Origin of the sequence: Pseudomonas sp. 2822-17 (genome assembly GCF_002742485.1) — a bacterium.
GTDB lineage: Bacteria > Pseudomonadota > Gammaproteobacteria > Pseudomonadales > Pseudomonadaceae > Aquipseudomonas > Aquipseudomonas cyclaminis.
On sequence record NZ_LJRZ01000295.1, the window covers coordinates 271,897 to 293,773 of the forward strand.

21 protein-coding genes are annotated in these 21,877 nt (G+C 62.0%); 6 read left to right on the forward strand and 15 right to left on the reverse strand.

Annotated features, from left to right (window positions below):
- The first annotated feature begins 40 nt into the window (after window positions 1–40).
- From AOA60_RS05365 to AOA60_RS05375, 3 genes are read left to right on the forward strand one after another with little or no spacing between them, the layout of a single operon-like run.
- Window positions 41–1,942, forward strand: a complete 1,902-nt coding sequence (locus tag AOA60_RS05365) for an ATP-binding protein (protein ID WP_099583497.1) — start codon at window positions 41–43, stop codon at window positions 1,940–1,942.
- Window positions 1,939–3,276: a sigma-54 dependent transcriptional regulator gene (locus AOA60_RS05370; protein WP_099583498.1), complete on the forward strand. Its 1,338-nt coding sequence runs from the start codon at window positions 1,939–1,941 to the stop codon at window positions 3,274–3,276. The genes AOA60_RS05365 and AOA60_RS05370 overlap by 4 nt, the downstream gene beginning before the upstream one ends.
- Window positions 3,276–3,614 carry a GlpM family protein gene (locus tag AOA60_RS05375; protein WP_099583499.1) on the forward strand — a complete coding sequence of 113 codons (339 nt, stop codon included), beginning with the start codon at window positions 3,276–3,278 and terminating at the stop codon, window positions 3,612–3,614. Before AOA60_RS05370 ends, AOA60_RS05375 begins: the two co-directional genes overlap by 1 nt.
- A gap of 124 nt (window positions 3,615–3,738) precedes the next feature.
- Here AOA60_RS05375 and AOA60_RS05380 read toward each other — a convergent pair whose 3' ends face one another.
- The 6 genes from AOA60_RS05380 to AOA60_RS05405 form a co-directional block, all read right to left on the reverse strand.
- Window positions 3,739–5,136 (reverse strand): sigma-54 dependent transcriptional regulator, encoded by a 1,398-nt coding sequence (locus AOA60_RS05380; protein WP_099583500.1) that lies wholly within the window; start codon window positions 5,134–5,136, stop codon window positions 3,739–3,741.
- Window positions 5,126–6,895 carry a HAMP domain-containing sensor histidine kinase gene (locus AOA60_RS05385; protein ID WP_099583501.1) on the reverse strand — a complete coding sequence of 590 codons (1,770 nt, stop codon included), beginning with the start codon at window positions 6,893–6,895 and terminating at the stop codon, window positions 5,126–5,128. Before AOA60_RS05385 ends, AOA60_RS05380 begins: the two co-directional genes overlap by 11 nt.
- Entirely contained in the window at window positions 6,895–8,019 is a 1,125-nt protein-coding gene (locus AOA60_RS05390; RefSeq protein WP_099583502.1) for a GNAT family N-acetyltransferase, read from the reverse strand. Before AOA60_RS05390 ends, AOA60_RS05385 begins: the two co-directional genes overlap by 1 nt.
- 123 nt (window positions 8,020–8,142) lie before the next feature.
- Entirely contained in the window at window positions 8,143–9,072 is a 930-nt protein-coding gene (locus tag AOA60_RS05395; protein WP_099583503.1) for a carboxylesterase, read from the reverse strand.
- The gene (locus AOA60_RS05400) at window positions 9,069–10,463 is read right to left on the reverse strand and encodes an aspartate aminotransferase family protein (RefSeq protein WP_099583504.1); all 1,395 of its coding nucleotides are present in this window, start codon (window positions 10,461–10,463) and stop codon (window positions 9,069–9,071) included. The genes AOA60_RS05395 and AOA60_RS05400 overlap by 4 nt, the downstream gene beginning before the upstream one ends.
- Window positions 10,456–11,154 (reverse strand): MtnX-like HAD-IB family phosphatase, encoded by a 699-nt coding sequence (locus AOA60_RS05405; protein ID WP_099583505.1) that lies wholly within the window; start codon window positions 11,152–11,154, stop codon window positions 10,456–10,458. The genes AOA60_RS05400 and AOA60_RS05405 overlap by 8 nt, the downstream gene beginning before the upstream one ends.
- Window positions 11,155–11,368: 214 nt before the next feature.
- On the opposite strand from AOA60_RS05405, the gene AOA60_RS05410 reads away from it, so the two are divergent.
- Window positions 11,369–12,124 carry a MipA/OmpV family protein gene (locus AOA60_RS05410; RefSeq protein WP_099583506.1) on the forward strand — a complete coding sequence of 252 codons (756 nt, stop codon included), beginning with the start codon at window positions 11,369–11,371 and terminating at the stop codon, window positions 12,122–12,124.
- Window positions 12,125–12,187: 63 nt separating this feature from the next.
- Here the strand turns inward: AOA60_RS05410 and AOA60_RS05415 are convergent, their stop codons facing one another.
- The 5 genes from AOA60_RS05415 to AOA60_RS05435 form a co-directional block, all read right to left on the reverse strand.
- Complete coding sequence (locus AOA60_RS05415; protein ID WP_099583507.1) at window positions 12,188–12,580, reverse strand: EamA family transporter; 393 nt, start codon at window positions 12,578–12,580, stop codon at window positions 12,188–12,190.
- Window positions 12,577–12,957 carry a transporter gene (locus AOA60_RS05420; protein WP_032891828.1) on the reverse strand — a complete coding sequence of 127 codons (381 nt, stop codon included), beginning with the start codon at window positions 12,955–12,957 and terminating at the stop codon, window positions 12,577–12,579. Before AOA60_RS05420 ends, AOA60_RS05415 begins: the two co-directional genes overlap by 4 nt.
- Window positions 12,954–13,874 carry an arginase gene (locus tag AOA60_RS05425; RefSeq protein ID WP_099583546.1) on the reverse strand — a complete coding sequence of 307 codons (921 nt, stop codon included), beginning with the start codon at window positions 13,872–13,874 and terminating at the stop codon, window positions 12,954–12,956. Before AOA60_RS05425 ends, AOA60_RS05420 begins: the two co-directional genes overlap by 4 nt.
- A 105-nt stretch (window positions 13,875–13,979) precedes the next feature.
- Complete coding sequence (locus tag AOA60_RS05430; protein WP_099583508.1) at window positions 13,980–14,633, reverse strand: DsbA family oxidoreductase; 654 nt, start codon at window positions 14,631–14,633, stop codon at window positions 13,980–13,982.
- Between the two features lie 54 nt (window positions 14,634–14,687).
- Complete coding sequence (locus AOA60_RS05435; RefSeq protein WP_099583509.1) at window positions 14,688–15,707, reverse strand: alpha/beta fold hydrolase; 1,020 nt, start codon at window positions 15,705–15,707, stop codon at window positions 14,688–14,690.
- A gap of 182 nt (window positions 15,708–15,889) precedes the next feature.
- On the opposite strand from AOA60_RS05435, the gene metR reads away from it, so the two are divergent.
- A complete protein-coding gene (gene metR, locus AOA60_RS05440) occupies window positions 15,890–16,807 on the forward strand; it encodes a transcriptional regulator MetR (RefSeq protein WP_099583510.1) in 918 nt (305 codons plus the stop codon).
- Window positions 16,808–16,838: 31 nt separating this feature from the next.
- On the opposite strand, the gene AOA60_RS05445 is transcribed toward metR, so the two are convergent.
- Genes AOA60_RS05445 through AOA60_RS05460 form a run of 4 tightly spaced genes read right to left on the reverse strand, consistent with a single transcriptional unit; the run spans window position 16,839 to window position 19,767 of the window.
- Window positions 16,839–17,345, reverse strand: coding sequence for a GNAT family N-acetyltransferase (locus AOA60_RS05445; protein ID WP_099583511.1), 507 nt, complete (start codon window positions 17,343–17,345; stop codon window positions 16,839–16,841).
- Window positions 17,342–17,980, reverse strand: coding sequence for a LysE family translocator (locus AOA60_RS05450; protein WP_099583512.1), 639 nt, complete (start codon window positions 17,978–17,980; stop codon window positions 17,342–17,344). Before AOA60_RS05450 ends, AOA60_RS05445 begins: the two co-directional genes overlap by 4 nt.
- Before the next feature lie 23 nt (window positions 17,981–18,003).
- Window positions 18,004–18,417 (reverse strand): NUDIX domain-containing protein, encoded by a 414-nt coding sequence (locus AOA60_RS05455; RefSeq protein ID WP_099583513.1) that lies wholly within the window; start codon window positions 18,415–18,417, stop codon window positions 18,004–18,006.
- Between the two features lie 48 nt (window positions 18,418–18,465).
- Entirely contained in the window at window positions 18,466–19,767 is a 1,302-nt protein-coding gene (locus AOA60_RS05460; RefSeq protein ID WP_099583514.1) for an HD domain-containing phosphohydrolase, read from the reverse strand.
- A 219-nt stretch (window positions 19,768–19,986) separates the two neighbouring features.
- Here AOA60_RS05460 and AOA60_RS05465 point away from each other — a divergent pair, with 219 nt between their 5' ends.
- Window positions 19,987–21,864: a bifunctional diguanylate cyclase/phosphodiesterase gene (locus AOA60_RS05465; protein ID WP_099583515.1), complete on the forward strand. Its 1,878-nt coding sequence runs from the start codon at window positions 19,987–19,989 to the stop codon at window positions 21,862–21,864.
- Window positions 21,865–21,877: the final 13 nt, after the last annotated feature.

The following is a 21,877-nucleotide window of genomic DNA, read 5'->3' on the forward strand; positions in this document are numbered from 1 at the left end:
GCGCAGGCCGGTAAGCTCTGGTTGACCCAAGGCATCTGTGATGAAATGCGACCCCAACCAATTTCGCGCCGCACCGCCATCACTTGCCGTGAAGCCTCGTCTGATTCGCCAACTGTTCCTGCCGCCGTTGATCATCGCCCTGATGATCGGCCTGGGTTATATCGGCTTCTGGATCAGCGAGTACTACGGCATCCGCACCCTCAGCGACACCGGCGAACGCCAGTTGGAGCTGCATGCCCGCACCGTCGAAAGTGAACTCAGCAAATACACCTACCTGCCCAGCCTGCTGGAGCTGGAGACCAGCGTCTCGCAGTTGCTCGCCGACCCGAGCCAGGAAACCCGTAAAAGCGTCAACGATTACCTCGAAGGCCTGAACCGACGCAGTCGCAGTCGGGCCATTTATGTGATGGACACCACCGGCCGGGTACTGGCCACCAGTAACTGGCGCGATGCCGACAGTTATCAGGGTGAAGACCTGTCCTTCCGCGCCTATTTCCAGAACGCCGTGCGCGGCCAGCCCGGACGTTTCTACGGTATCGGCAGCACCAACGGCGAACCCGGCTATTACCTGGCCCACGGCCTGGAAGAGCACGGCAAGATCATCGGCGTCGCAGTGGTCAAGGTGCGTCTCGAAGCCCTGGAAGAACGCTGGCAACGTGCGCGCCTGGAAGCGTTCGTCAGCGACGAGAACGGCATCATCATTCTCTCCAGCGACCCGGCCCGCCGCCTCAAGGCCGTGCGCCCGCTGAGCGATGAGACCAAGGATCGCCTGGCCCACAGCCTGCAATATTACTGGGCCACACTGAACGAGCTGGAACCGCTGGCCCGTGAACGCCTGAACGAAGGCACCGAAAAACTGACCTTCCCGGCCAACAGCGAAGTGGTCAACGACGAACACGAAGTCAGCTACCTGGCGCAAACCCGCCCGCTCTACGACACGCCGTGGAATTTCACCCTGCTCACCCCGCTCAATGACCTGCGCCGCGCAGCGATCAACCAGGGCATCCTGGTGGCTGTGGCCTTTGGCCTGGTGGCTTTCCTGCTGATCGCCTGGAACGAGCGGCGCAAGGTCATCGCCACCCGCCTCGCCGCGCGTGAAGCGCTGCAGGAAGCCAACAGCCAGTTGGAACGTCGGATTGCCGAACGCACCGCCGACCTGCGTGCCAGCAATGAACGGCTCAAGGGCCAGATCCGCGAACGGCGCCAGGCCGAAGAGACCCTGCGTCGCGCCCAGGATGAGCTGGTGCAGGCCGGCAAACTGGCGGCCATCGGCCAGATGTCCACCAGCATCGCCCACGAATTGAACCAACCGCTGGCGGCGTTGCGCACCTTGTCCGGCAACACTGTGCGCTTCCTGGAGCGCGGCGCCCTGGACACCGCCAGCGCCAACCTCAAGACCATCAACGAACTGATCGACCGCATGGGGCGCATCACCGCCAGCCTGCGCTCCTTTGCCCGGCGCGGTGATGACCAGGGCGAAGCCAACCTCGCCAAGGCGGTGGACGCCGCGTTCCAGGTACTGGGCGCACGCCTGGACAGCCTGGCACTGACGGTGCACCGCGACTTCGCAGCGGCCCAACTGCAGATCGACCAGACGCGCCTGGAGCAGATCCTGGTCAACCTGATCGGCAACGCCCTCGACGCCATGCAGGCCCAACCCACCCCTGAACTGTGGCTGGAAGGCAGCGTTGCCGAAGGCAAATACCGCCTGTATGTGCGCGACAACGGCCACGGCATCGACGCCGAGGCGCGCAAGCATTTGTTCGAACCGTTCTTCACCACCAAGCCCGGCGAGCAAGGCCTGGGCCTGGGCCTGACCCTGTCCGCCAGCCTCGCGGCGGCCACCGGCGGCAACCTCGCCGTGGAACACCCGGCCAGTGGTGGTACTGCCTTTGTCCTGAGCCTGCCATTGGTGGGCGCTCAAAAAGCTGAGTCGACATGAATATTGATCCTCAAGACCTCACCGTGCTGATCGTCGAAGACGACCCCCATGTGCTGCTCGGCTGCCAGCAGGCGCTGGCGCTGGAAGATATTCCCAGCGTCGGCGTAGGCAGTGCCGAAGAGGCGTTGAAGCGCATCGGCGAGAACTTCGCCGGCATCGTGATCAGCGACATCCGCCTGCCGGGCATCGACGGCCTGGAGCTGCTGACCCGCCTCAAGGCCCTGGATAAAAGCCTGCCGGTGGTGCTGATTACCGGGCACGGCGATATTTCCATGGCCGTCGGCGCCATGCGCAACGGCGCGTACGATTTCATGGAAAAGCCCTTCTCTCCCGAACGCCTCGTGGATGTCGCCCGGCGTGCCCTGGAGCAACGCGCACTGGCGCGGGAAGTCTGGTCACTGCGCCGTCAGTTGGCCGAACGCGACTCCCTGGAAGGCCGCATCATCGGCCGCTCCCCGGCCATGCAGAACCTGCGCGAGCTGATCGCCAACGTCGCCGACACCTCGGCCAACGTGCTGATCGAAGGCGAGACCGGCACCGGCAAGGAGCTGGTCGCCCGCTGCCTGCATGATTTCAGCCGGCGTCACTCGCACCAGTTCGTCGCGCTCAACTGCGGCGGCCTGCCCGAAAACCTGTTCGAAAGCGAGATTTTCGGCCACGAAGCCAACGCCTTCACCGGCGCCGGCAAGCGGCGTATCGGCAAGATCGAACACGCCCATGAAGGCACGCTGTTCCTCGATGAAGTGGAAAGCATGCCGATCAACCTGCAGATCAAATTGCTGCGGGTCTTGCAGGAACGCACCCTGGAACGCCTGGGTTCGAACCAGAGCGTGGCGGTGGATTGCCGAGTGATCGCCGCCACCAAGTCCGACCTCGACGAACTGAGCCGCGCCAGCCAGTTCCGCAGTGACCTTTACTACCGCCTCAACGTGGTCACCCTGGAACTGCCGCCTTTGCGCGAGCGCCGTGAAGACATCCTGCAACTGTTCGAACACTTCCTGCAGCAGTCGTCCCTGCGCTTCGACCGCAGCGTGCCGGAGTTGGACAACCAGACCCTCTCCAGCCTGATGAGCCACGACTGGCCCGGCAACGTGCGTGAACTGCGCAACGTCGCCGAACGCTTCGCCCTCGGCCTGCCCGCCTTCAAGAAGAGCGGAGCCGGCAGCGGCGGCCAGGGCCTGGCGTTTACCGAAGCGGTGGAAGCCTTTGAACGCAACCTGCTCAGCGACGCCCTGCAACGCAGCGGTGGCAACCTGACCCAGGCCAGCCAGGAGCTGGGGATGGCCAAGACCACGCTGTTCGACAAGGTCAAGAAATACGGGTTGAGTCACTGATGGATCTGTTCCTGAAGGCCGCCCTCGGCGCGGCGGTGGTGCTGATATTGGCGGCGCTCGCCAAGACCAAGAACTATTACATCGCGGGGTTGGTGCCGCTGTTTCCAACCTTTGCGCTGATCGCCCATTACATCGTCGGCAAGGGCCGTTCGGTGGAGGATTTGAAGACCACCATCCTGTTCGGGATGTGGTCGATCATTCCGTACTTTGTGTATTTGGCGACGTTGTATGTGCTGGTGGATCGGATGCGGTTGGAGGCATCGTTGGCCTTGGCAGCGGTAGCCTGGCTGATGGCCGCGACGGTGCTGGTCAGCGTCTGGGTGCGCCTCCACACCTGACACACCACAGTCAAAATGTGGGAGGGGGCTCGCCCCCCGATAGCGGCGTGTCAGTCACCTTATCTTTAACTGACCCACTGCCATCGGGGGCAAGCCCCCTCCCACATTTTTTATCCCGGTTGGGTCAGCGGACTATTTTGTCGACTTGAATGCCCAGCTTCTTGAGGCGATACCAAAAGCTGCGTTCAGAGATCCCGATCTTCGCCGCCGCCGCGGCCTGCACGCCATTGCTCTCGTGCAACGCCGCCAGTATGTAGGCCTTCTCCACCTCCGCCAGCGCCGCATCCAGGTCCTGGGGAATCCCCGGTCCATCGCTGAGGATCGCCGTCACGCCGCCCTCGCCCGGCTTCGACGCAAACAGATACCCCGGCAAATCTATATCCTCGATCACAGGCGACGCCGCCACGATGGTCGCGCGCTCCACGCAGTTTTGCAGCTCGCGGATATTGCCCGGCCAGTGATACGCCGCCATGGCCTGCAACGCCTCGGGGCTGAAGCCGGTGATGCGTTTGCCGGCGGTGGCGCTGAGGCTGTGGGCGAAGTGACGCGCCAGCGGGGCGATGTCTTCCACGCGCTCGCGCAGGGCCGGTAACGGGATCGGGAACACGTTGAGGCGGTAATACAGGTCTTCGCGAAACTCCTTATTGGCTACCGCTTCCAGCAGGTTCTTGTTGGTGGCCGCGATCACCCGCACGTCCACTTTGCGTTCGCGAGGGTCGCCCACCGGCTCGATGACCCGCTCCTGCAAGGCGCGCAGGATCTTGGCCTGCAACGCCAAAGGCATATCGCCGACTTCATCAAGGAACAGCGTGCCTTTGTCGGCCTGCATGAAGCGCCCTACCCGGTCCGCGACTGCGCCAGTGAACGCGCCCTTGCGGTGGCCGAACATTTCGCTTTCCAGCAACCCTTCCGGGATCGCCGCGCAGTTGACCGCCACGAAAGGTTTGTCGGCACGGCTGCCGTGCTTGTGGATGGCACGGGCGACCATTTCCTTGCCGGTGCCGCTTTCGCCGGTCAGCAGGATGGTGGCGCTGCTGTCACGTACCGAGTCCACCGCTTGCAACACCGTGCGAAACGCCGGGCTGTCGCCCACCAGGCTGTCGAACTGCGCATGCTCATCCAGCTCGGCGCGCAGGCGTGCGTTGTCGCGCATGATGTCGCGAAACTGCAACGCCTTGCTGACGGTGATGTCCAGCTCATCGATATCGAACGGCTTGGCGATGTAGTCATAGGCGCCGTTGCGCATCGACTGCACCGCGTTTTTCACCGTGCTGTAGGCGGTCATCACGATCACCGGCACGTGGGGGTAGCGCACCTTGATCTCCGCCAGCAGCGCCGGCCCGTCCATGCCTGGCATACGCCAGTCGCTGATCACCAGGTCAATGTCTTCCTGCTCCAGCACCTTGAGCGCATGCAGGCCGTTACCGGCGATAAAGACCTGGATGCCGTTCTGACTCAGGGCCGACGCCAGCAGGTCACAGAGCTTGGGTTCGTCGTCGACCACCAGAATGTTATGCGTCATGACTGTCCTCGTCGTCTTCGCCCATCGCCGGAATGTACAGGCTGAAGGTGGCGCCGGCATCTTTCTCGCTGGCGCATTCGATGCTGCCGTCGTGACTTTCCATGATCGAATAGACTTTGGCCAGGCCCAGGCCGGTACCTGAGGCCTTGGTGGTCACGAATGGCGTAAAGATGCGCTCGACCATCTCTGCTGCAATGCCCTGGCCGGTATCGGCAATGCTGATAACGGTGTGGTCGTTCACCGTGCGAATCCCCAGCGTCAGGCGCCCGCCGTCGGGCATCGCGTCGATGGCGTTGAGAATAAGGTTGAGGCACGCCTGTTTAAGCTGCTTGGCATCCGCGTAGATCGTCGCGCCCGGTGCCTGGTCGTCTATCTGCGCATCAATGTTATGTGTCGCCAGTTCCGGCGCGCAGAAGCCGAGGATCTCCTCCACCAGCGCACGCACCGGCTGCACCACCCGTAGCGGCGGGTTGGGCTTGGCGAAGTCGAGGAACTCGGTGATCAGGTCGTTGATGCGGCTGACTTCACTGATCACGTATTCCAGGTGGCGCTTGTCGGTGTCCGGCAGGTCGGCGCGGCGGTGCAACAACTGGGTGGCGGTCTTGATGATGCCCAGCGGGTTGCGGATCTCGTGGGCGAGGCCCATGGCGACTTCACCCAACGCGTGCAGGCGGTCACGTCGGCGCAGTTGGGCCTCAAGGTGATGCAACTCGCCAAGGCGCTCGGTCATATGGTTGAAGGTGCTGCTCAACTGCGCCAGCTCATCGCCGCCGCTGACCGCCACGCGGTGCGTGTAATTGCCCGAGATCACTGCCCCCACGCCTTCGGACAAATCCCGCAGCGGCCGGGTCAGGCGCCGCGACACCAGCACCCCCGCCGCCAGCGACAGCGCCGAGCTGACCAGGAAAATCAGCACGAACAGGTTGCTCTGGTTGACCAGCCCCATCAGGCTGCTATGGCGCAGCAGACCGCTGAAGATCACGCCTTGCAAATCGCCGGCATCGTTGAAGATCGGCCAGTACAAACCGCTGTAGTTATTGGTGAACTGCTCGCTGGGCTGGCGAGTGGCGCGCATGGCGGTTTCGACAGTCTTGGGGATGCGCGACGGGTGATCCTCAAAGCGCTGGGTCGAGAAGATTTCCGAGAACCCCTCCGGGTTGGCCAGGTACAGGCGCAGGTCGAGGGAATGCACATCGGCCACGCTGGTCAGGAAACTGCTGTCCAGGTAGGTGCCGACCAGCAGCAGGTAGTCGACGCCGTCCCGGCTGGTCTCGAAGGTGGAGACCACGATACCGGTGGTGGCCCCGCCCACCTTGACCGTTTGCAGCACCGTATTCTTGGCCAGGCTGATCTGCTGCACGATGTCATCGGCGGCGGTGGTGAACACCACTTTTCGATCACTGGCGCGGATCAGCGCCACCACGTCGATGTCCGTGGCATCGGCAATGTCGGCCGTCAGCCGGTCGTGTCGGGCGGCTTGCTTGTTGTCCGGCGGGCTGATGTAGCGCAGGAACAGCTTGGCCATGCGCGCGTTGTCGTGAAGGATGTCGCCGATCTCGTCCTTGACGATCTTGGTCGACTCTTGCAGCCAAATGCGCACGTTACTGTCGAAAATCTGCGACAGCGTGCTAGCGGCCAGTTCCGCCGCGATCATGGTGGGAACCACGCTGACCAACCAGAACGCCAGCACCAGCTTGCGCTGGACGCTCCAGCGCGAAATGGCAAAGGGGCGGGCTTTCTGGCGGGTCTTGGTGATCATCAGGTTTCGCTTATCGCAGCAGCCATGGCAGGGTCGGAACGATCCGGTCGAATAAACAGTTTTACCAACTTGAGCAGGCCGTTGACCAGCCGGTTGCGATGCCGGAAGAACACGCTGTTGCCCTGGAACTCGCAGCCCAGGCGCAGCTTACTGGCATACCCGGCCTGGCCGCACTCGTACAGCGCAATCTTGTGCTCAATACAGTAGTCGACGTTGGTCAGCCAACTGCGGAAATACAGGTTGTAGTCGCGGGTAAACGCCACGTCATGCCCGAAAAACTTATCCACCAGCCGGTGCTCGTCCACCAGCATCAGGTTGAACGCCACCAACTGCTCGTCCACCCAGTAAAGCGCACACACCGCGCGCGATTCAAGGCGTTCGAGCACACCGGTAAAGTAGCTGGCGGGCAGGCGCTCGAACTGCAATTCGGCCCGTGTCAGCGTGGCTTCGTACAGGCGCATGACCTCAGGCAGCACGTCGTCGATATTGCGCCGCCATTCCACCCGTGGGCCGGGCGCGCGCAGTTTGCGGCGCAGGTCCTTGCGCGTGGATTTGCCCAGCGAGCCGAGGTAGGCGTCCACCGAACCATAGGGCAGCGGCAATACGCCTGTGGGCAGGCTCGGCATGGCCTGGAAACCGGCGGCGCGGCAGCTGTCGACCCAGTGCGGATCGTTGCTCGGTGCGTCCTTGACCGCCAACAGGCCGATGCCGAAATCATCGGCGTCGTGGCGCGCGGCTTGCAGCACATGCTTGAGCAACAGCGGGCGGCGCGACTCGGGCACGTGGCTGGCAAATCCGGCATCACAGCGCTCGGCCACCGGCGAGCCGATGGCGTACAGCCCCAACTGCAAGACGCCGGGCCACAGCCGCTCCAGGCGTTCGGTCAAGCGCTTGCCGGCGCCGGACACCGTGGTATCGAGGCGGTAATGGGTGATGAACGCGGGAGCAACAGCCACCAGGGTTCCATCTTCGTAAACCGCCAGGTAGCGCCATTGGAAATCATCGATGGCGGCGTTTTCCACGGCGACGTAATAGTCCCAGTCTTCCAGGGCACCCGGAAAACAATCGTTCCATGCACTGCGCTGGAGGGCCCGGATGGTGGGGAAGGCTTGGGTGGTGATCACATTGGCTTCCAGTTGGAGTTGTTGTGGTGAAAAGAGTGTGTGTGGTGAGCGGGCTTGTCGAATCGTCGCACCGCCCGCGCTGGGTGGCGAAGCAGCCCCAATCCAGGCAATGAGTTTCTCCAGCTAGACCGCAATGGCAGGTTTTGGGGCGGCTTCGCCACCCAGCGCAGGGCAAGCCTGCTCACCACAACAACCCGGTTCACCACAACAGCACTGCTCACCACAGGAAACTTGCCGGCTGATGAAGTCAGCACTCAACTCAATCACCCGCCGGTATTGCAGGTCGACGGTGATCATGTGGTAGCAGTTATCCAGCAGAATCTTGGTCACCGGCCCGCCAAGGTGGCGCTCCACGTAATCGGCGTTCCAGCGGCTGGTGATGTCGTCCTCGATGGAGTGCAGCACCAGCGCCGGCACGTTGATCCGGGGCATGCGTTTCTTGACCACCGCGTTCATCCAGTGCAACTCGCGCACGGTGACGCCTTCCATGGTCAACAACCCCGCTTCGCTGCTCTCGCCTTCCTTCATCTGCCGCTCGACGATCGCCCGCAGCCGTTCATTCTTGATGCCGTACGGCGGCTTCTCGGTGAAGCGGAACAAGCGCACGCCGAAAGGAATGCGGATCAGCAACGGCGTGATAAACGCCATTTTGCTGATGCTCCAACCGTCGTACTTCAAGGTGGTGGAATACATCAGCAGGCCGGCGACCTGGCCCGGATGCTCGGAGGCCAGGTACATCGACATCACCGCGCCCATGGACAAGCCACCGACAAACACCTGCCCATGCCGCTGCTTGATCTGTACAAACGTCTTGCGCACGCCTTCATACCAGTCACGCCAGCCAGTGGCCTGCAGGTCACTGTTATCACCGCAGTGCCCGGCCAGGGTGGGCACGTACACCGTGCAATTGCCCGCCTTGGCCAGGCCCTTGGCGACCTGGCGCAGTTCGGTCGGAGTGCCGGTCAGGCCGTGGATCAACAGGATCCCGACCGGACCTTCACCGAGAACGAAGCCGGCATCACCTTCGCCGAGGTCGATCTCTGCCCGGCTCACCGCGTGGTCGCTCGCACCAGCAGTTGCTCAAGCAGCTTCAAGCCGAGGTCGATTTCCGGGTAGCTGATTTCCAGTGACGGCGCGAGGGTGATCACGTTCTTGTAGTAACCACCCACGTCGAGGATCAGGCCGAGTTTCTGGCCATCCACCACCATGTCGCCCTTCATGCCTTCTTCGACCATGTAGTCCAGGGTCGCCTTGTCCGGCGTGAAGCCGTCCGGGCCGCAGATTTCGCAGCGCAGCGCCAGGCCCAGGCCGTCGACATCGCCGATGATCGGGAAGCGCGTCTGCAAATCCTGCAGGCCTTCCAGAAAGTATTTGCCCTTGGCCATGACCATTGCGCCGTAGTCGACTTCGTTGGTCATCTTGAACATTTCCAGGCCCACCGCCGTGCCCAACGGGTTGGAGGCAAAGGTGGAGTGGGTCGAGCCTGGCGGGAAGATCTTCGGGTTGATCAGCTCTTCACGGGCCCAGATGCCACCCAGTGGGTTGAGGCCGTTGGTCAGGGCCTTGCCGAACACGATCACATCCGGCTGCACGTCGAAGTGCTCAATCGACCACAGCTTGCCGGTGCGGTAGAAGCCCATCTGGATTTCGTCGGACACCATCAGAATGCCGTGCTGATCGAGCACGTGCTTGAGCTCACGGTAGAAGTTCATCGGCGGGATCACGTAGCCGCCGGTGCCCTGGATCGGCTCGACGTAAAATGCTGCATATTCGCACTGGTTGGTTTTCGGGTCCCAGACGCCGTTGTATTCGGTCTCGAACAGACGTGCGAATTGCTGCACGCATTGGCTGCCGTACTCTTCTTTCGTCATGCCTTTGGGGCCACGGAAGTGGTACGGGAACGGGATAAAGTTGGCGCGCTCGCCGAAGTGGCCATAGCGGCGACGGTAGCGGAAACTGGAGGTGATCGACGACGCGCCGAGGGTGCGCCCGTGGTAACCGCCTTCGAAGGCGAACATCAGGCTTTTGCCGTTGCTGGCGTTACGCACCACTTTCAGCGAATCCTCGATGGACTGCGAACCGCCGACGTTGAAGTGCACGCGCCCGTCCAGGCCGAACTTGTTCTTGGCGTCCACCGCGATCATTTCCGACAGCTCGATCTTGCCCTTGTGCAGGTACTGGCTGGCGATTTGCGGCAGGGTATCGATCTGCTGTTTCAGCGCGTTGTTCAGGCGCGGGTTGGCATAACCGAAGTTGACCGCCGAGTACCACATTTGCAGGTCGAGGTAGGCCTGGTCTTCGGTGTCCCACACGTAGGAGCCTTCGCAGCGGCTGAAAATACGCGGCGGCTCGATGTAGTGGACGGTGTCGCCGTAGGAGCAGTACTTGGCTTCTTTATCCAGGAGGATCTGGTCTTCGGCGGTAGCGATGCGGATATCAGACATGGTGGAAAATTTCCTGTGTGTCGGCAGTGAAGGAGGTCGCGTTGGCGGCAATGCCCTGAGGCAGTTGCGCGAGCAGCGTAGGCACTTGGGCAAAGCTGTCGAAGCGCGCATGGGGAATCTGGTGGGCGACGCAGTACTCGGCGAGGCTGCCCTTGGCGAACACGAAGTCGGCGGTGGAGGCCACGCACATGTCGGACTTGCCGTCGCCGATCACCAGCACGCGCTTGTTGCGCGGCGTGGATTTGCACTTGCAGTTGCCGGACGCGGCGCGGCAGGCGTCGCTGGAATACGGGAAGTCGATGCGCCAGCTGTTCTGGTCGACCTGGCGCAGGCGGTTGGCGAGGATCGGCAGCAAGGTCACGTAGTTGCGCGACAGGATCCGCGCAATGCCTTGCTCGATACCATCGCTGACCACTTCGATGGACGCGCCGAGGCCAATCACGTGATCGACGAAGTCCGGAAAGTCCGGGTCGATCTCGACGCTGTCGAAGTACGCCAGCAACTCGCTGGGGGTGGCCTTGATCAACGCCAGTTGGCGGCTCAGGCACTCGCGTGAACCGATATGCCCATCCAGCCATTGCTGCTCGATGGTTTCCCACTCGGGGCCGGCGAAGCGTTGGAGGACGTTGTCGATAACATCGGTGGGGGTGATGGTCCCGTCGAAGTCGCACACGATATGCCAGTCAATCATTGTGGTTACCTTGATGGAGTGCGCTGTCTGCGCGTTCACCAGGGGTAGAGCAGGGAGTGTGCCAAGTGGCTGAAGCCCAGCGGGGCTGGGCGCGGGAGGCGCAATGTGTCGTGGAAGCTACAATTTTTGTAGCTTGCTACAAACAAGATGAGTGCTTGCGTGGGGCCGGGGGTTTGCGCGTTCATGCGCGTGTATTCACTTAGGAACTGTGACCATGTTGAGGATCACATGCGCGGCACTCGCCGGTTTACTGAGCCTCGCCGCCCACGCCGAAGGCATCAGCGGTGACGTCGGCGCAGGCGTCAGCTACCAGCCCCACGACCCGACCGGCAGCCGCTACGAAACCCGGCCCGTCCCCTACCTCGACCTAGACTGGGGCAATGTGAGCCTGGGCACCGATGACGGTTTGAGCTGGAGCGCCCTGAACACCAACGGTTTCAGCGCCGGCCCGTACATCAATTACCTGCAGGGGCGCACCTCCAACGGCTCGTTGCAGGGCCTGCGCAACGTGTCGGACATGGCTGAAATAGGCGGGTTCATCCAATACGCTCCGGCTGACTTCTGGCGGGTCTATGCCCAGTTGGGCCAGGCTGTCGGTGGTGGTCATTCCCAGAGCGGCGCGCTGGGCAAGGTCGGCGGCGAGCTGGGCTATCCCCTGGGCGGTGGGATCATTGGCAGCAGTGGGCTGGTGGCGCACTTCGCGGATGCGCGGCAGACCCAGACGTATTTCGGGGTGGATGAAAACGAGGCGGCGGCCACGGGTTTCAAGGCCTACAACGCCAGCGGCGGTTTCCAGAACATCACCCTGAGCCAGAGCTTCCAGTTCCCCCTGGCGCCCAACTGGTCACTGCTGACCAGCGCCAGCTGGGTGCATCTGGTGGGCTCGGCGGCGGACAGCAGTATCGTCAGGCAGGCCGGTGAGGTGAATCAGGGCCAGGTGCAGACGGCGATCAGCTACACCTTCGACTGATTCACCTGATGCATGGAGATATAAATGTGGCAGGGGGCGAGCCCCCTCCCACATTGGCCTGTATCAGCTCTTTTCCCCTCCCGCCAGCAGCGCTATCCCGCCGATAATCACTGCAACGCCTGCCCAGTGCAGCGGGCTGATATGTTCCCCCAGCCCCAGCCACGACCCCAGCAGCACCACCACAAACACCAGTGAACTCAGCGGAAACGCCAAGGACAGACTGCTGCGCCGCAGGATCAGCATCCACACGAAAAACGCGCCGATGTAGCAGGCAATCGCCGCCAGAATCCCTGGGTTACGCGCCACATCGGCCAGCCACTGCAGGTTGAAATCCATCTGCCCCAGTTGGTCACCGGCGACTTTGGTAAACAACTGCCCGGCGCTCTCGGTGCAGATCAGTAAGGCCCAGAGCACCACGGTGCCGAAACGCCCATGCAACCATGCGTGCGCATTCATGCCTGACTCCCGGCAATCGCCACCAGCATCACCCCCAAGGTAATCACCAACGTGCCCAGCCAGCGGCGGCGGCTGACGGTTTCACCCAGCACCACTTTGCCTGCCAGCACCACCCCGCAATACGCCAGCGCGGCGGCTGGAAACAGCAGGCTCAACGGCGCACGGGACAAGGCTTCCAGCCAGATAAAAAACTCGATGACGTAGGCACCGATCCCCGCCCACAGTAACGGCGCATTAAACACCTGGCCCCAGAATGCGTTCAGGCGAAAGCCGCCTTCCAACTCCGGCAAACGGTCCAGGCCGAGCTTGAAACACAACTGGCCGATCACATCGAGCACGATGGAAAACGCCACCAGCAACACCACGGTCAAGGTCACGGGAACAGCTCCTCAAACAGGTCGATCAGGGCTTCATTGGTGGCCGCATTGCGCTGCAAATCCTCGGGGCTCCAGCGCCCCGCTGGCGGCTGGTCGGACTTGGCTTCCCAACGCTTTAACGCATTGCTGAACGCCGGCGTGGCGAACTCGCCGCACACGTCAATGCCGATGATGCGTTTGCGTGCCGCCAGCGCGCGCAGGGCCTGGAGCAAGTGGGTCAGGCGCATGCCGCCCTGGTCCCAGTTGGTGGCCGCGTCTTCACTGGCGAGCACGTCCTTGTCGATGGTGATCCAGATCGCCTCGGTGGGCAGGCTGCTGATCATCTGTTCAAGGAACGCGGCCCAGTCCAGCTCCGCCAGATTGCGCCAGTGCAGGTGGTTTTCCTGCTGCTGGTGACCCGCGCCATCGCCGACCCGGCCCCAGACTTTCGACGGCGGATGCTGCCAGGGAAACAGCTGCAACTGCCCGCGCTTGAGGGCCCCAAGGTTGCCGCCGCGCAGCTGCGGGTTGTGCAGGTCATCGCTGCACGGGCCGAGGGTGACGATGCGTTTGATCGCCGGCATTTTCAGCGCGCGGTTGACCCACGAACCGCAGTGTCGCCTGGGCGCAAAGCGCACCCAATCGGGATGGTTATCGAAGTGGATCAGGCTGATGGGTTCTTTGAGATCGGCAAGGAAGGCCGGCGTGAGGTGGTGATAATCGCCGGAGCCGACAAACAGGATTTCCGGTCGCGCATCCGTAGGCCGTGGCCGTCGGGCCAGGCGTTCGGTGAAGCGTTTCCAGGTTTTTGCGGTGGACCACAGGCGCAGCTTCGGGCCCAGGTCGAGCAGGTCGATGCAGGTAGCACGGCCACTGGCCAGGCGCCGGGCAATCGGCGCCTGGGCCGTGAGGCTGTGATCGAGGTCGAGAATGTTCAAGGTCATGTGTCCCCTATGGCTTTAGGGGGTCAATGCAAGGGGCGGGCCAGTGAGATATTTGTGGGAGGGGGAAGCCCCCTCCCACATTTTGACTTGTGCTCGGCTTCAGTTCTGGGATTCGCGAATGATCTGGCGAATCGCCTCCACAAACGCCTCAACCGGCTGACCACCGCTGACCGCGTACTGGTCGTTGAACACGATGGTCGGTACCGACGTCACGCCACGGGATGTCCACAGCTGCTCTTGCTCGCGGACGTCGGCGGCGTATTCATCGCTGGCGAGAATTTCGGCCGCGCGCTTGATATCCAGGCCGACGCTCTCGGCAATGATCGCCAGGGTGGCGTGGTCGGACGGGTCCTGGCCATCGGTGAAGTAGGCCTTGAACAACGCTTCCTTGAGGTTGTACTGCAAGCCTTCCAACCCGGCCCAATGCAACAGGCGATGGGCGTCGAAGGTGTTGTAGATGCGGCTCTGGCCATCGGTGCGGAATGCAAAGTCCAGATCGGCGCCCATGTCGCGGATGCGCGCACGGTTGGCCTGGGATTCTTCGGCGGTCGAGCCGTATTTTTCAGTGATGTGCTCGACGATGTTCTGCCCTTCGGCAGGCATGTTCGGGTTCAGTTCGAACGGCTGGAAATGGAGCTCGGCCTGCACCTCGGTGCCCAGTTGGTCGAGGGCTTCGGTCAGGCCACGCAGGCCGATGATGCACCAGGGGCAGGACACGTCACTGACGAAATCGATTTTCAGGGGAATACTCATGGTAGGCAACCTCGTTGGCAGTCATACGCCGCAAAGGTTGCACGATACACCACCTCACAACAGCTTCGCAGGCGCCACCTGATCAATCTGTGCCCAATGGGCCGCGTCTTCACGATGGGCTTGCAGGTACGGCAACACCGCCGTCAACAGCGGCGCCTTGAAAGCCTCCTGGAAACGATGGGCCATGCCGGGAATCAGCTTCAATTGGCTGCCCTGGATATGCGCCGCCAGGTGCACGCCGTGCATCACCGGCAACAACGGGTCGGCGGTGCCGTGGACGACCAGGGTCGGCACGCGCAACTGGTTGAGCAGCGGCACGCGGCTGGGCTCGGCGAGGATCGCCATGATCTGGCGCTTCACGCCTTCCGGGTTGAAGGCACGGTCGTAAGAGAGCGCCGCCTGGTGCAGCAGCGCCTGGCGATCATCCTTGATCGTCGGGCTGCCCAGCGCGGCCAGCAGATCGGCCTGTTGTTCCAGGGCCACCTCGCGATTGGGCGCGCCGCGCCTCGACAACAGCTGCACCAACGCCGCACTCGGTGCCGGCAAGCCCTCGGCGCCGGAGCTGGTCATGATCAGGGTCAGGCTCTCCACCCGCTGCGGTGCCATGGCCGCCAAATGCTGGGCGATCATGCCGCCCATGCTCGCGCCGAGCACGTGAAATTGCTCGATCTGCAACGCGCTCATCAGCCCGAGTGCATCATCGGCCATATCGGTCAGGGTGTACGGCGCCGCCACCGGCAAGCCGAGCTTGTAGCGCAGCACTTCAAAGGTGAGATTGGCGTTGGCCGGCGCCTGGCGCCAGGTGGACAGGCCGACATCGCGGTTGTCATAGCGGATCACCCTGAAGCCTTGTTGACACAGGGCTTCCACCACTTCGTCCGGCCAATGGATCAATTGCCCACCCAGACCCATCACCAGCAGCAACGCCGGATCGGACGCACGGCCGATGCTCTGGTAGGCGATGCTCACCGTTTCCAGGTCGACCGTTTGGGTCGGGACATTGACATCACATCGAGACGCCGCAAAAGACGGCAGGCCGAACCAGAAGGCGGCCAGTAAAAGCAACACGCGCATGAAAAACACCGAAACGCAGAACCCCAGTAGAGCGCGAGTCTGATGAAGTTTGTTCAAGCGCGCTGCCACACTTGTATGACAGTTTGATGAAGAGTGCCCAGTGGTCGTGGTCGACACGCCTTGCAACATGAGACAAACTCACGCTATTCAACTTCGTCACAAATTGTCTTCATGGAGAGCCCGTGCTCGAAATCCGTCACCTCAAGACCCTGCACGCCCTGCGCGAAGCCGACAGCCTGGTGGAAGCCGCCGAGCGCCTGCACCTGACGCAATCGGCGCTGTCCCACCAGTTCAAGGAGCTGGAAGAGCGCCTGGGCATGCAGCTGTTCGTGCGCAAGACCAAGCCGCTACGCTTCACCAGCGCCGGCCTGCGCCTGCTGCAACTGGCCGACGCCACCCTGCCGTTGCTGCGCGGAGCCGAACGCGATATCGCACGATTGGCCGGTGGCACCGCTGGGCGCCTGCACATGGCCATCGAATGCCACAGCTGCTTTCAGTGGCTGATGCCGACCATCGACCAGTTCCGCGACGCCTGGCCGGAAGTCGAGCTGGACCTGGCGTCGGGTTTTGCCTTCGCCCCGCTGCCGGCCCTGGCCCGTGGCGACCTGGACCTGGTAGTCACGTCCGACCCGCTGGAACTGCCGGGCATCACTTATGTGCCGCTGTTCACCTACGAAGCCATGCTGGCCGTGGCCAACCAGCACGCGCTGGCGAACAAGTCGTTTATCGTGCCTGAAGACTTGCTACCCGAAACCCTGATTACCTACCCGGTGGAGCGCGACCGCCTGGACATCTTCACGCGCTTCCTGGAACCCGCCGACATCGAGCCGGCCCAGGTGCGGACCTCGGAGCTGACGGTGATGATGATGCAACTGGTCGCCAGCGGCCGTGGCGTGTGCGGCATGCCCCATTGGGCGCTGCATGAATACAGCTCGCGTGGCTACGTGAAGGCCAAGCGCCTGGGTGAGAAAGGCTTGTTTGCGACGCTGTATGCGGGGATTCGCGCGGACATGCTGGATGCGCCGTACATGCGCGACTTTTTGCTTACAGCCAAGGACACGTCGTTTTCGACATTGGACGGGGTAAGCGCAGTTCGCTGATCAAACCAGCCCTCGCTCCCACAGGTAAATCTCAGTCGGTCTTCAGTTCACGCCACATGTGGATCTTGTCGAAATATTCGACGCCCACCCGCACCGCCAGCGGCTCCAGGCCGTATTGAACGAACCCGCAGCGTTGGTACAACGCAAACGCGGCATCATTGCCGGCGGTGACGGTAAGCTGGATCACTTTGAGGCGCGGGTGCTGGCGCGCTTCATCGAGCGCCGCTTCCACCAGGCGTCGGCCCAAGCCCTTGCGCTGATAAGCCTCGGTCACGTACATGCCAAACAACGTTACCTTGTGCCGCGCCTTTTCCCGAGGCTCGAACGCCAGGCCGACAATCCCCGCCAGTTCATCCCCTTCGAAACCGCCCAGCAGCCGATCCAACGGGTTGTCGAGGCGCTTCTCCCACCAGCTCAGCGGCATCAATGCGCGCTCGGCCACGCTGGAGGTAAACGCCTGTGGATAAACCTCATAGGCCTGCAGCATCAAGGCCCGATACACCTGTGCATCAGCCGCCCCGAGTGCGCGAATGTTCATGCGCTGCGCCGTTGCTCAACCATCAGCCGGACGGCCAGGGCGGCGAGGACAAAGCCCATGAAATAGCGCTGCACCGACAGCCAAGTGGGGTTGTGCATAAACCACGCGGCGATGGAGGCGGCAAACAGCGAGATCAGCATGTTCACCAGGAAACTCACGCTGATCTGGGTGAAGCCCAGCATCAGGCTCTGGGTAAACACCGAACCGTGTTCCGGGGTGATGAACTGCGGGAACACCGAGAGGTAGAACACCGCGATCTTGGGGTTCAGCGCGCTGGTAAGAAAGCCCATGGTCACCAGTTTGCGCGTGGAGTCCGGCGGCAATTGCTGGGCCTCGAACGGCGAGCGTGCGCCCGGCTTGACCGCTTGCCAGGCCAGCCACAGCAGGTAGAGCGCGCCAGCCCACTTGAGCACTTCATAGGCCATCGGCACCGCGAGGAACACCGCCGTCAAACCGACCGCCGCCGCGAACAGGTGCACAAAGAACCCCGCCACCACACCGAGCAACGACACCATACCCGCCTTGCGGCCCTGGCAGATCGAACGGGAGATCAGGTAGATCATATTCGGGCCGGGGGTGAGCACCATCAGCAGGCACGCGGCGGCGAAAATCAGCAAGTCGTTGAGTGGGATCACGGGTCAGTCCTTGAGCCTGTGCATCAGGCAGTGGTAGTCAGCGATGAGCGATAGAACGGCAGGATCAAATCACGCGTCAACGGCGCCAGGACCAGGCCGCCATCACCGGCAGGGTCGATCCAGCGGACTTCTTCGATTTCGGCGGCAGGGGCGATGGGCACGTCAATCTGCACTTGGAACAACTCGGCTTCCACGGTGAACCCCGGCTCGTTGGCCGCAGGGGCAGAGAAGTTGCCAAGATAGGCAGCCGCGTTGGGATCGATACGCAGGTTCAGCTCCTCAAACAGTTCCCGGGCCAGGGCCTCGGCCGGTTGCTCGCCGGCATCGATCTTGCCACCGGGCTGCATAAAGGCCTGGGTGCCGCGCTTGCGCACCAGCAGGGTTCGGCCGTCAGCGCCGATCAAAAGGGCAGCGGCGATGCGGATAGTGGTGGACATGAAATAAAAGCCTTGAAATCAAAAGAGTGAACAGTAATGGAACGCGGCTCACGCCTCCTCCGGTTCCTTGATAAATACGCTGTACTTGGCCCCTTCCATCGCCTCGAAAGCAATCAGCTTGTCCACCAGCGGCAGGTTCAGCACCTTGCCGGCGTTGAGCAGCAGCATGCCGTTGTCGGCATTGAGATTACGCGCCAGGACCATCCCGGCGGCCAGCTCACGCGTGCTCAAGACCTTGACGGTCGGATCGCCCAAGGTCACGTCGCTGAGAAACGCCGCGCAGGCCTGGACGAAGTCCTCGATCAGCTCGGGGTCATAGAGGCGCCCGGCATATTTGCGGATATATAACAGTGCTTCATCACTGTTCAGGCGCCGTTCGAGGATCAGGCCTTTTTGCAACTCGATGAAGTCCACTGCCAGTTTCAGCAGGCGAGCACCGAACGGAATCGCCTCGCCCTTGAGGTGATCGGGAAAACCGCTGCCATCCCAGCGCTCCTGATGATGACGAATCATCCGCGCCGCATCCTTCATCGGCTCCAGCGTCATCAACAGCGATTCGCTCTGCGCCGGGTAGCCGCGGTAACGCTCGCGATCGGTGCTGTGCAGCTTGTCGGCCGGCTCAACCAACATGCTGTCGCTCCAGCTCAGCTTGCCAATGTTGTACAGCGCCGCCGCCATGGCCAGGTCGCGGGTACTGGCTTCGTCCATGGACTGGGCGGCGCAGTAGACCCGGATCAGATCGATCAACGGGCGGTTGGTTTGTTTGTCCTTGGGTAAACGCAGGTTGGCCAGCAGCGAAAACACTTCGGTGCCCGTCACGTAGCTGCGTTTGAGTTCGTCGTAGGCCAGGTCGAGCATGTCGGCGGTCTGTTGCAGCTCACTGGTGCGTGCCACCACGCGCTTTTCCAGGGTGGAATTCAATAGCTTGAGCTGCTCGTTCTGCTGATGCGTCAGGCGCTCCAGGCGCTGATGCTCCAGGGCCTGTTGCAGGATCAGCTTGAGTTCCTCGTCATTCCAGGGCTTGCCGATATAGCGGTGGATCTGCCCTTCGTTGATCGCCTTGATGATCGTCGGCAGGTCGGCATAACCGGTGAGCAGGATGCGGCTGGTGGCGGGGTAGAGGCGATGAACCTCGGCCAGCAACTGCGCGCCGTCCATGCCGGGCATGCGTGCATCGCTCATCACCAGGTCGATGGGCTGGGCGGCCATGATTTCCAGGGCCTGGGCACCGCTGCCGGCGAGCACCACATCGAATGGCTGGCCGCGCAACAGGCGGCGCAGGCTGTTGAGGATCGACTCTTCATCGTCGACCAGCAAGACTGTGGGTTTCGTAGCCAGTTGTTCATCCATGCGTGCTGCGCCTTCCAATTAAACTGAATTGAGCTAAATTGAACCCTTGTGCCAAGCCGTCTTACCTCGCTTAACGCGCGGGGTTGATTTGACGCCAACTGGCCGCCAATTTCAAGGGAACCCGACTATGCTGACACAGCAGGTCCGCGCCCCGCGCAGCAATGGAACCAGGGAAGGAATCGTTATGCAGTCGACCCCTTTGCAGGTGAGGAGAGCGTCATGAACCCGAGTTCAGGGCGGGCCAACCGTCGCATCCTGATCGTCGATGATACGGCCTCGATCCATGAAGACTTTCGCAAGATTCTCTGCCCGGCGGTACACGACGAAAAGACCCTGGACAGCCTCGAAGCAACCCTGTTCGGCACCACAGCCGCCCCGCCGCGCCAGTTATTTGTGCTCGACTCTGCCTACCAGGGGCAGGAAGCCCTTGAGTTGGTGAACCAGGCCCTGGCCGCCAACGCGCCTTACGCCATGGTGTTCATTGATATGCGCATGCCGCCCGGCTGGGATGGCCTTCACACCATCGAACAGCTGTGGAACGCCGATCCCAACTTGCAGATCGCCCTGTGTACGGCCTACTCCGACTACTCTTTCGAAGCCATCGAGGCACGGTTGAAATACAACGACCAGTTGCTGATCCTGAAAAAACCCTTCGACCACTTGGAGATCCGCCAGATGGCCAGCGCGCTGACCTGGAAATGGCAGCTCGCCCAGGACGTCGCGCTCAAGATGCTTGGCTTGGAGCGCACCATCGAAGAACGGGTGCAGGAATTGCTCAAGGTCTCGCACCTGCTTCAATACGACGCGCTCACGCAGTTGCCGAACAGCACGCTGCTGGGCGACCGCCTGACCCAGGCCATTGCGCTGGGCCGTCGACATGACACGCAATTGGCGGTGATGTTTATCGGGCTGGACCGATTCAAACGTATCAACAACGCCCTGGGCTATCCGGTAGGCGACGAAGTGCTCCAGCAGGTCAGCCAAAGCCTGATCGCGGCAGTGCGTGCGTCGGACTCGGTGTTTCGCTATGGCACCGACGAGTTTGTGATCCTGCTCAACGATGTCCAGCATCCTCAGCAAACCCAGCACATTGCCCAGAAGCTGCTTAAAACTATCAGCGCCACCCGCCATGTGGCGGGGCATGACCTGAGCGTCACCGCCTGCCTGGGCATCAGTATTTACCCGAATGACAGCGGCAACGCCGTAGAGCTGATCAAGCACGCCGAAACCGCCATGCACACCAGCAAGGAACGCGGCCCGGATAATTTCAGTTTCTATACCGAAGACATGAACCTGCGCGCCCAGCACCAGCAAAACCTGGAAAGCGCGATCCGACAGGCACTGGAACGCGATGAATTTGTGTTGCATTACCAGCCAAAACTGGACCTGGCTTCCGGCAACATTGTCGGTGCGGAGGCGCTGATACGCTGGTTCCAGCCGCGCTCGGGGTGGGTCAACCCGGCTGATTTCATTGCAGTGGCTGAAGACAGCGGCTTGATCGTTCCGCTGACCCAATGGGTACTGCGCCAGGCGTGCGAGCAAGCACAGATTTGGCGGGTGATGGGCCTCCCCCCCTTGCGCGTTTCCGTGAATATCTCGGCCATCGACTTTCGCCAGCGCGATTTCGTTGACAACCTGGCGGCGGTTCTCAAGGAAACAGGCCTGCCATCGGCGCAACTGGAGCTGGAAATCACCGAGAGCGTGCTGATGCAGAACGTCGACGAAACCGTGGATATCCTGCAGCGAATCAAGGCCATGGGCGTGCGCCTGGCACTGGATGATTTCGGCACGGGTTATTCCAGCCTCAGCTACCTGCGCCGCTTTCCCATTGATGTGCTGAAAATCGACCAATCCTTCATACGGGGCTTGAACACCAACAGCCAGGACGCGCAGTTGATCACGGCGATCATCGGCATGGGCAAGAGCCTGGAACTCAATATCATCGCCGAAGGGGTGGAAACCACCGAACAACTGGACTTCCTGAAAACGCTGGAGTGCGAGGAAGGCCAGGGTTTTCTGTTCAGCAAAGCCGTGCCGGCGAAAGATTTCGCCCAGTTGCTGCAGGTCGGCCGTGCGATGCCGATAACCCGACAATAGCCCCACGCTTGCA

Excerpts from the sequence above, each read along its gene's own strand:
- AOA60_RS05365 (WP_099583497.1), top strand. The coding sequence starts at position 41 with ATGAAATGCGACCCCAACCAATTTCGCGCCGCACCGCCATCACTTGCC.
- AOA60_RS05370 (WP_099583498.1), top strand. The coding sequence starts at position 1,939 with ATGAATATTGATCCTCAAGACCTCACCGTGCTGATCGTCGAAGACGAC.
- AOA60_RS05375 (WP_099583499.1), top strand. The coding sequence starts at position 3,276 with ATGGATCTGTTCCTGAAGGCCGCCCTCGGCGCGGCGGTGGTGCTGATA.
- AOA60_RS05380 (WP_099583500.1), bottom strand. The coding sequence starts at position 5,136 with ATGACGCATAACATTCTGGTGGTCGACGACGAACCCAAGCTCTGTGAC.
- AOA60_RS05385 (WP_099583501.1), bottom strand. The coding sequence starts at position 6,895 with ATGATCACCAAGACCCGCCAGAAAGCCCGCCCCTTTGCCATTTCGCGC.
- AOA60_RS05400 (WP_099583504.1), bottom strand. The coding sequence starts at position 10,463 with ATGTCTGATATCCGCATCGCTACCGCCGAAGACCAGATCCTCCTGGAT.
- AOA60_RS05405 (WP_099583505.1), bottom strand. The coding sequence starts at position 11,154 with ATGATTGACTGGCATATCGTGTGCGACTTCGACGGGACCATCACCCCC.
- AOA60_RS05410 (WP_099583506.1), top strand. The coding sequence starts at position 11,369 with ATGTTGAGGATCACATGCGCGGCACTCGCCGGTTTACTGAGCCTCGCC.
- AOA60_RS05415 (WP_099583507.1), bottom strand. The coding sequence starts at position 12,580 with ATGAATGCGCACGCATGGTTGCATGGGCGTTTCGGCACCGTGGTGCTC.
- AOA60_RS05430 (WP_099583508.1), bottom strand. The coding sequence starts at position 14,633 with ATGAGTATTCCCCTGAAAATCGATTTCGTCAGTGACGTGTCCTGCCCC.
- AOA60_RS05435 (WP_099583509.1), bottom strand. The coding sequence starts at position 15,707 with ATGCGCGTGTTGCTTTTACTGGCCGCCTTCTGGTTCGGCCTGCCGTCT.
- AOA60_RS05445 (WP_099583511.1), bottom strand. The coding sequence starts at position 17,345 with ATGAACATTCGCGCACTCGGGGCGGCTGATGCACAGGTGTATCGGGCC.
- AOA60_RS05455 (WP_099583513.1), bottom strand. The coding sequence starts at position 18,417 with ATGTCCACCACTATCCGCATCGCCGCTGCCCTTTTGATCGGCGCTGAC.
- AOA60_RS05460 (WP_099583514.1), bottom strand. The coding sequence starts at position 19,767 with ATGGATGAACAACTGGCTACGAAACCCACAGTCTTGCTGGTCGACGAT.
- AOA60_RS05465 (WP_099583515.1), top strand. The coding sequence starts at position 19,987 with ATGAACCCGAGTTCAGGGCGGGCCAACCGTCGCATCCTGATCGTCGAT.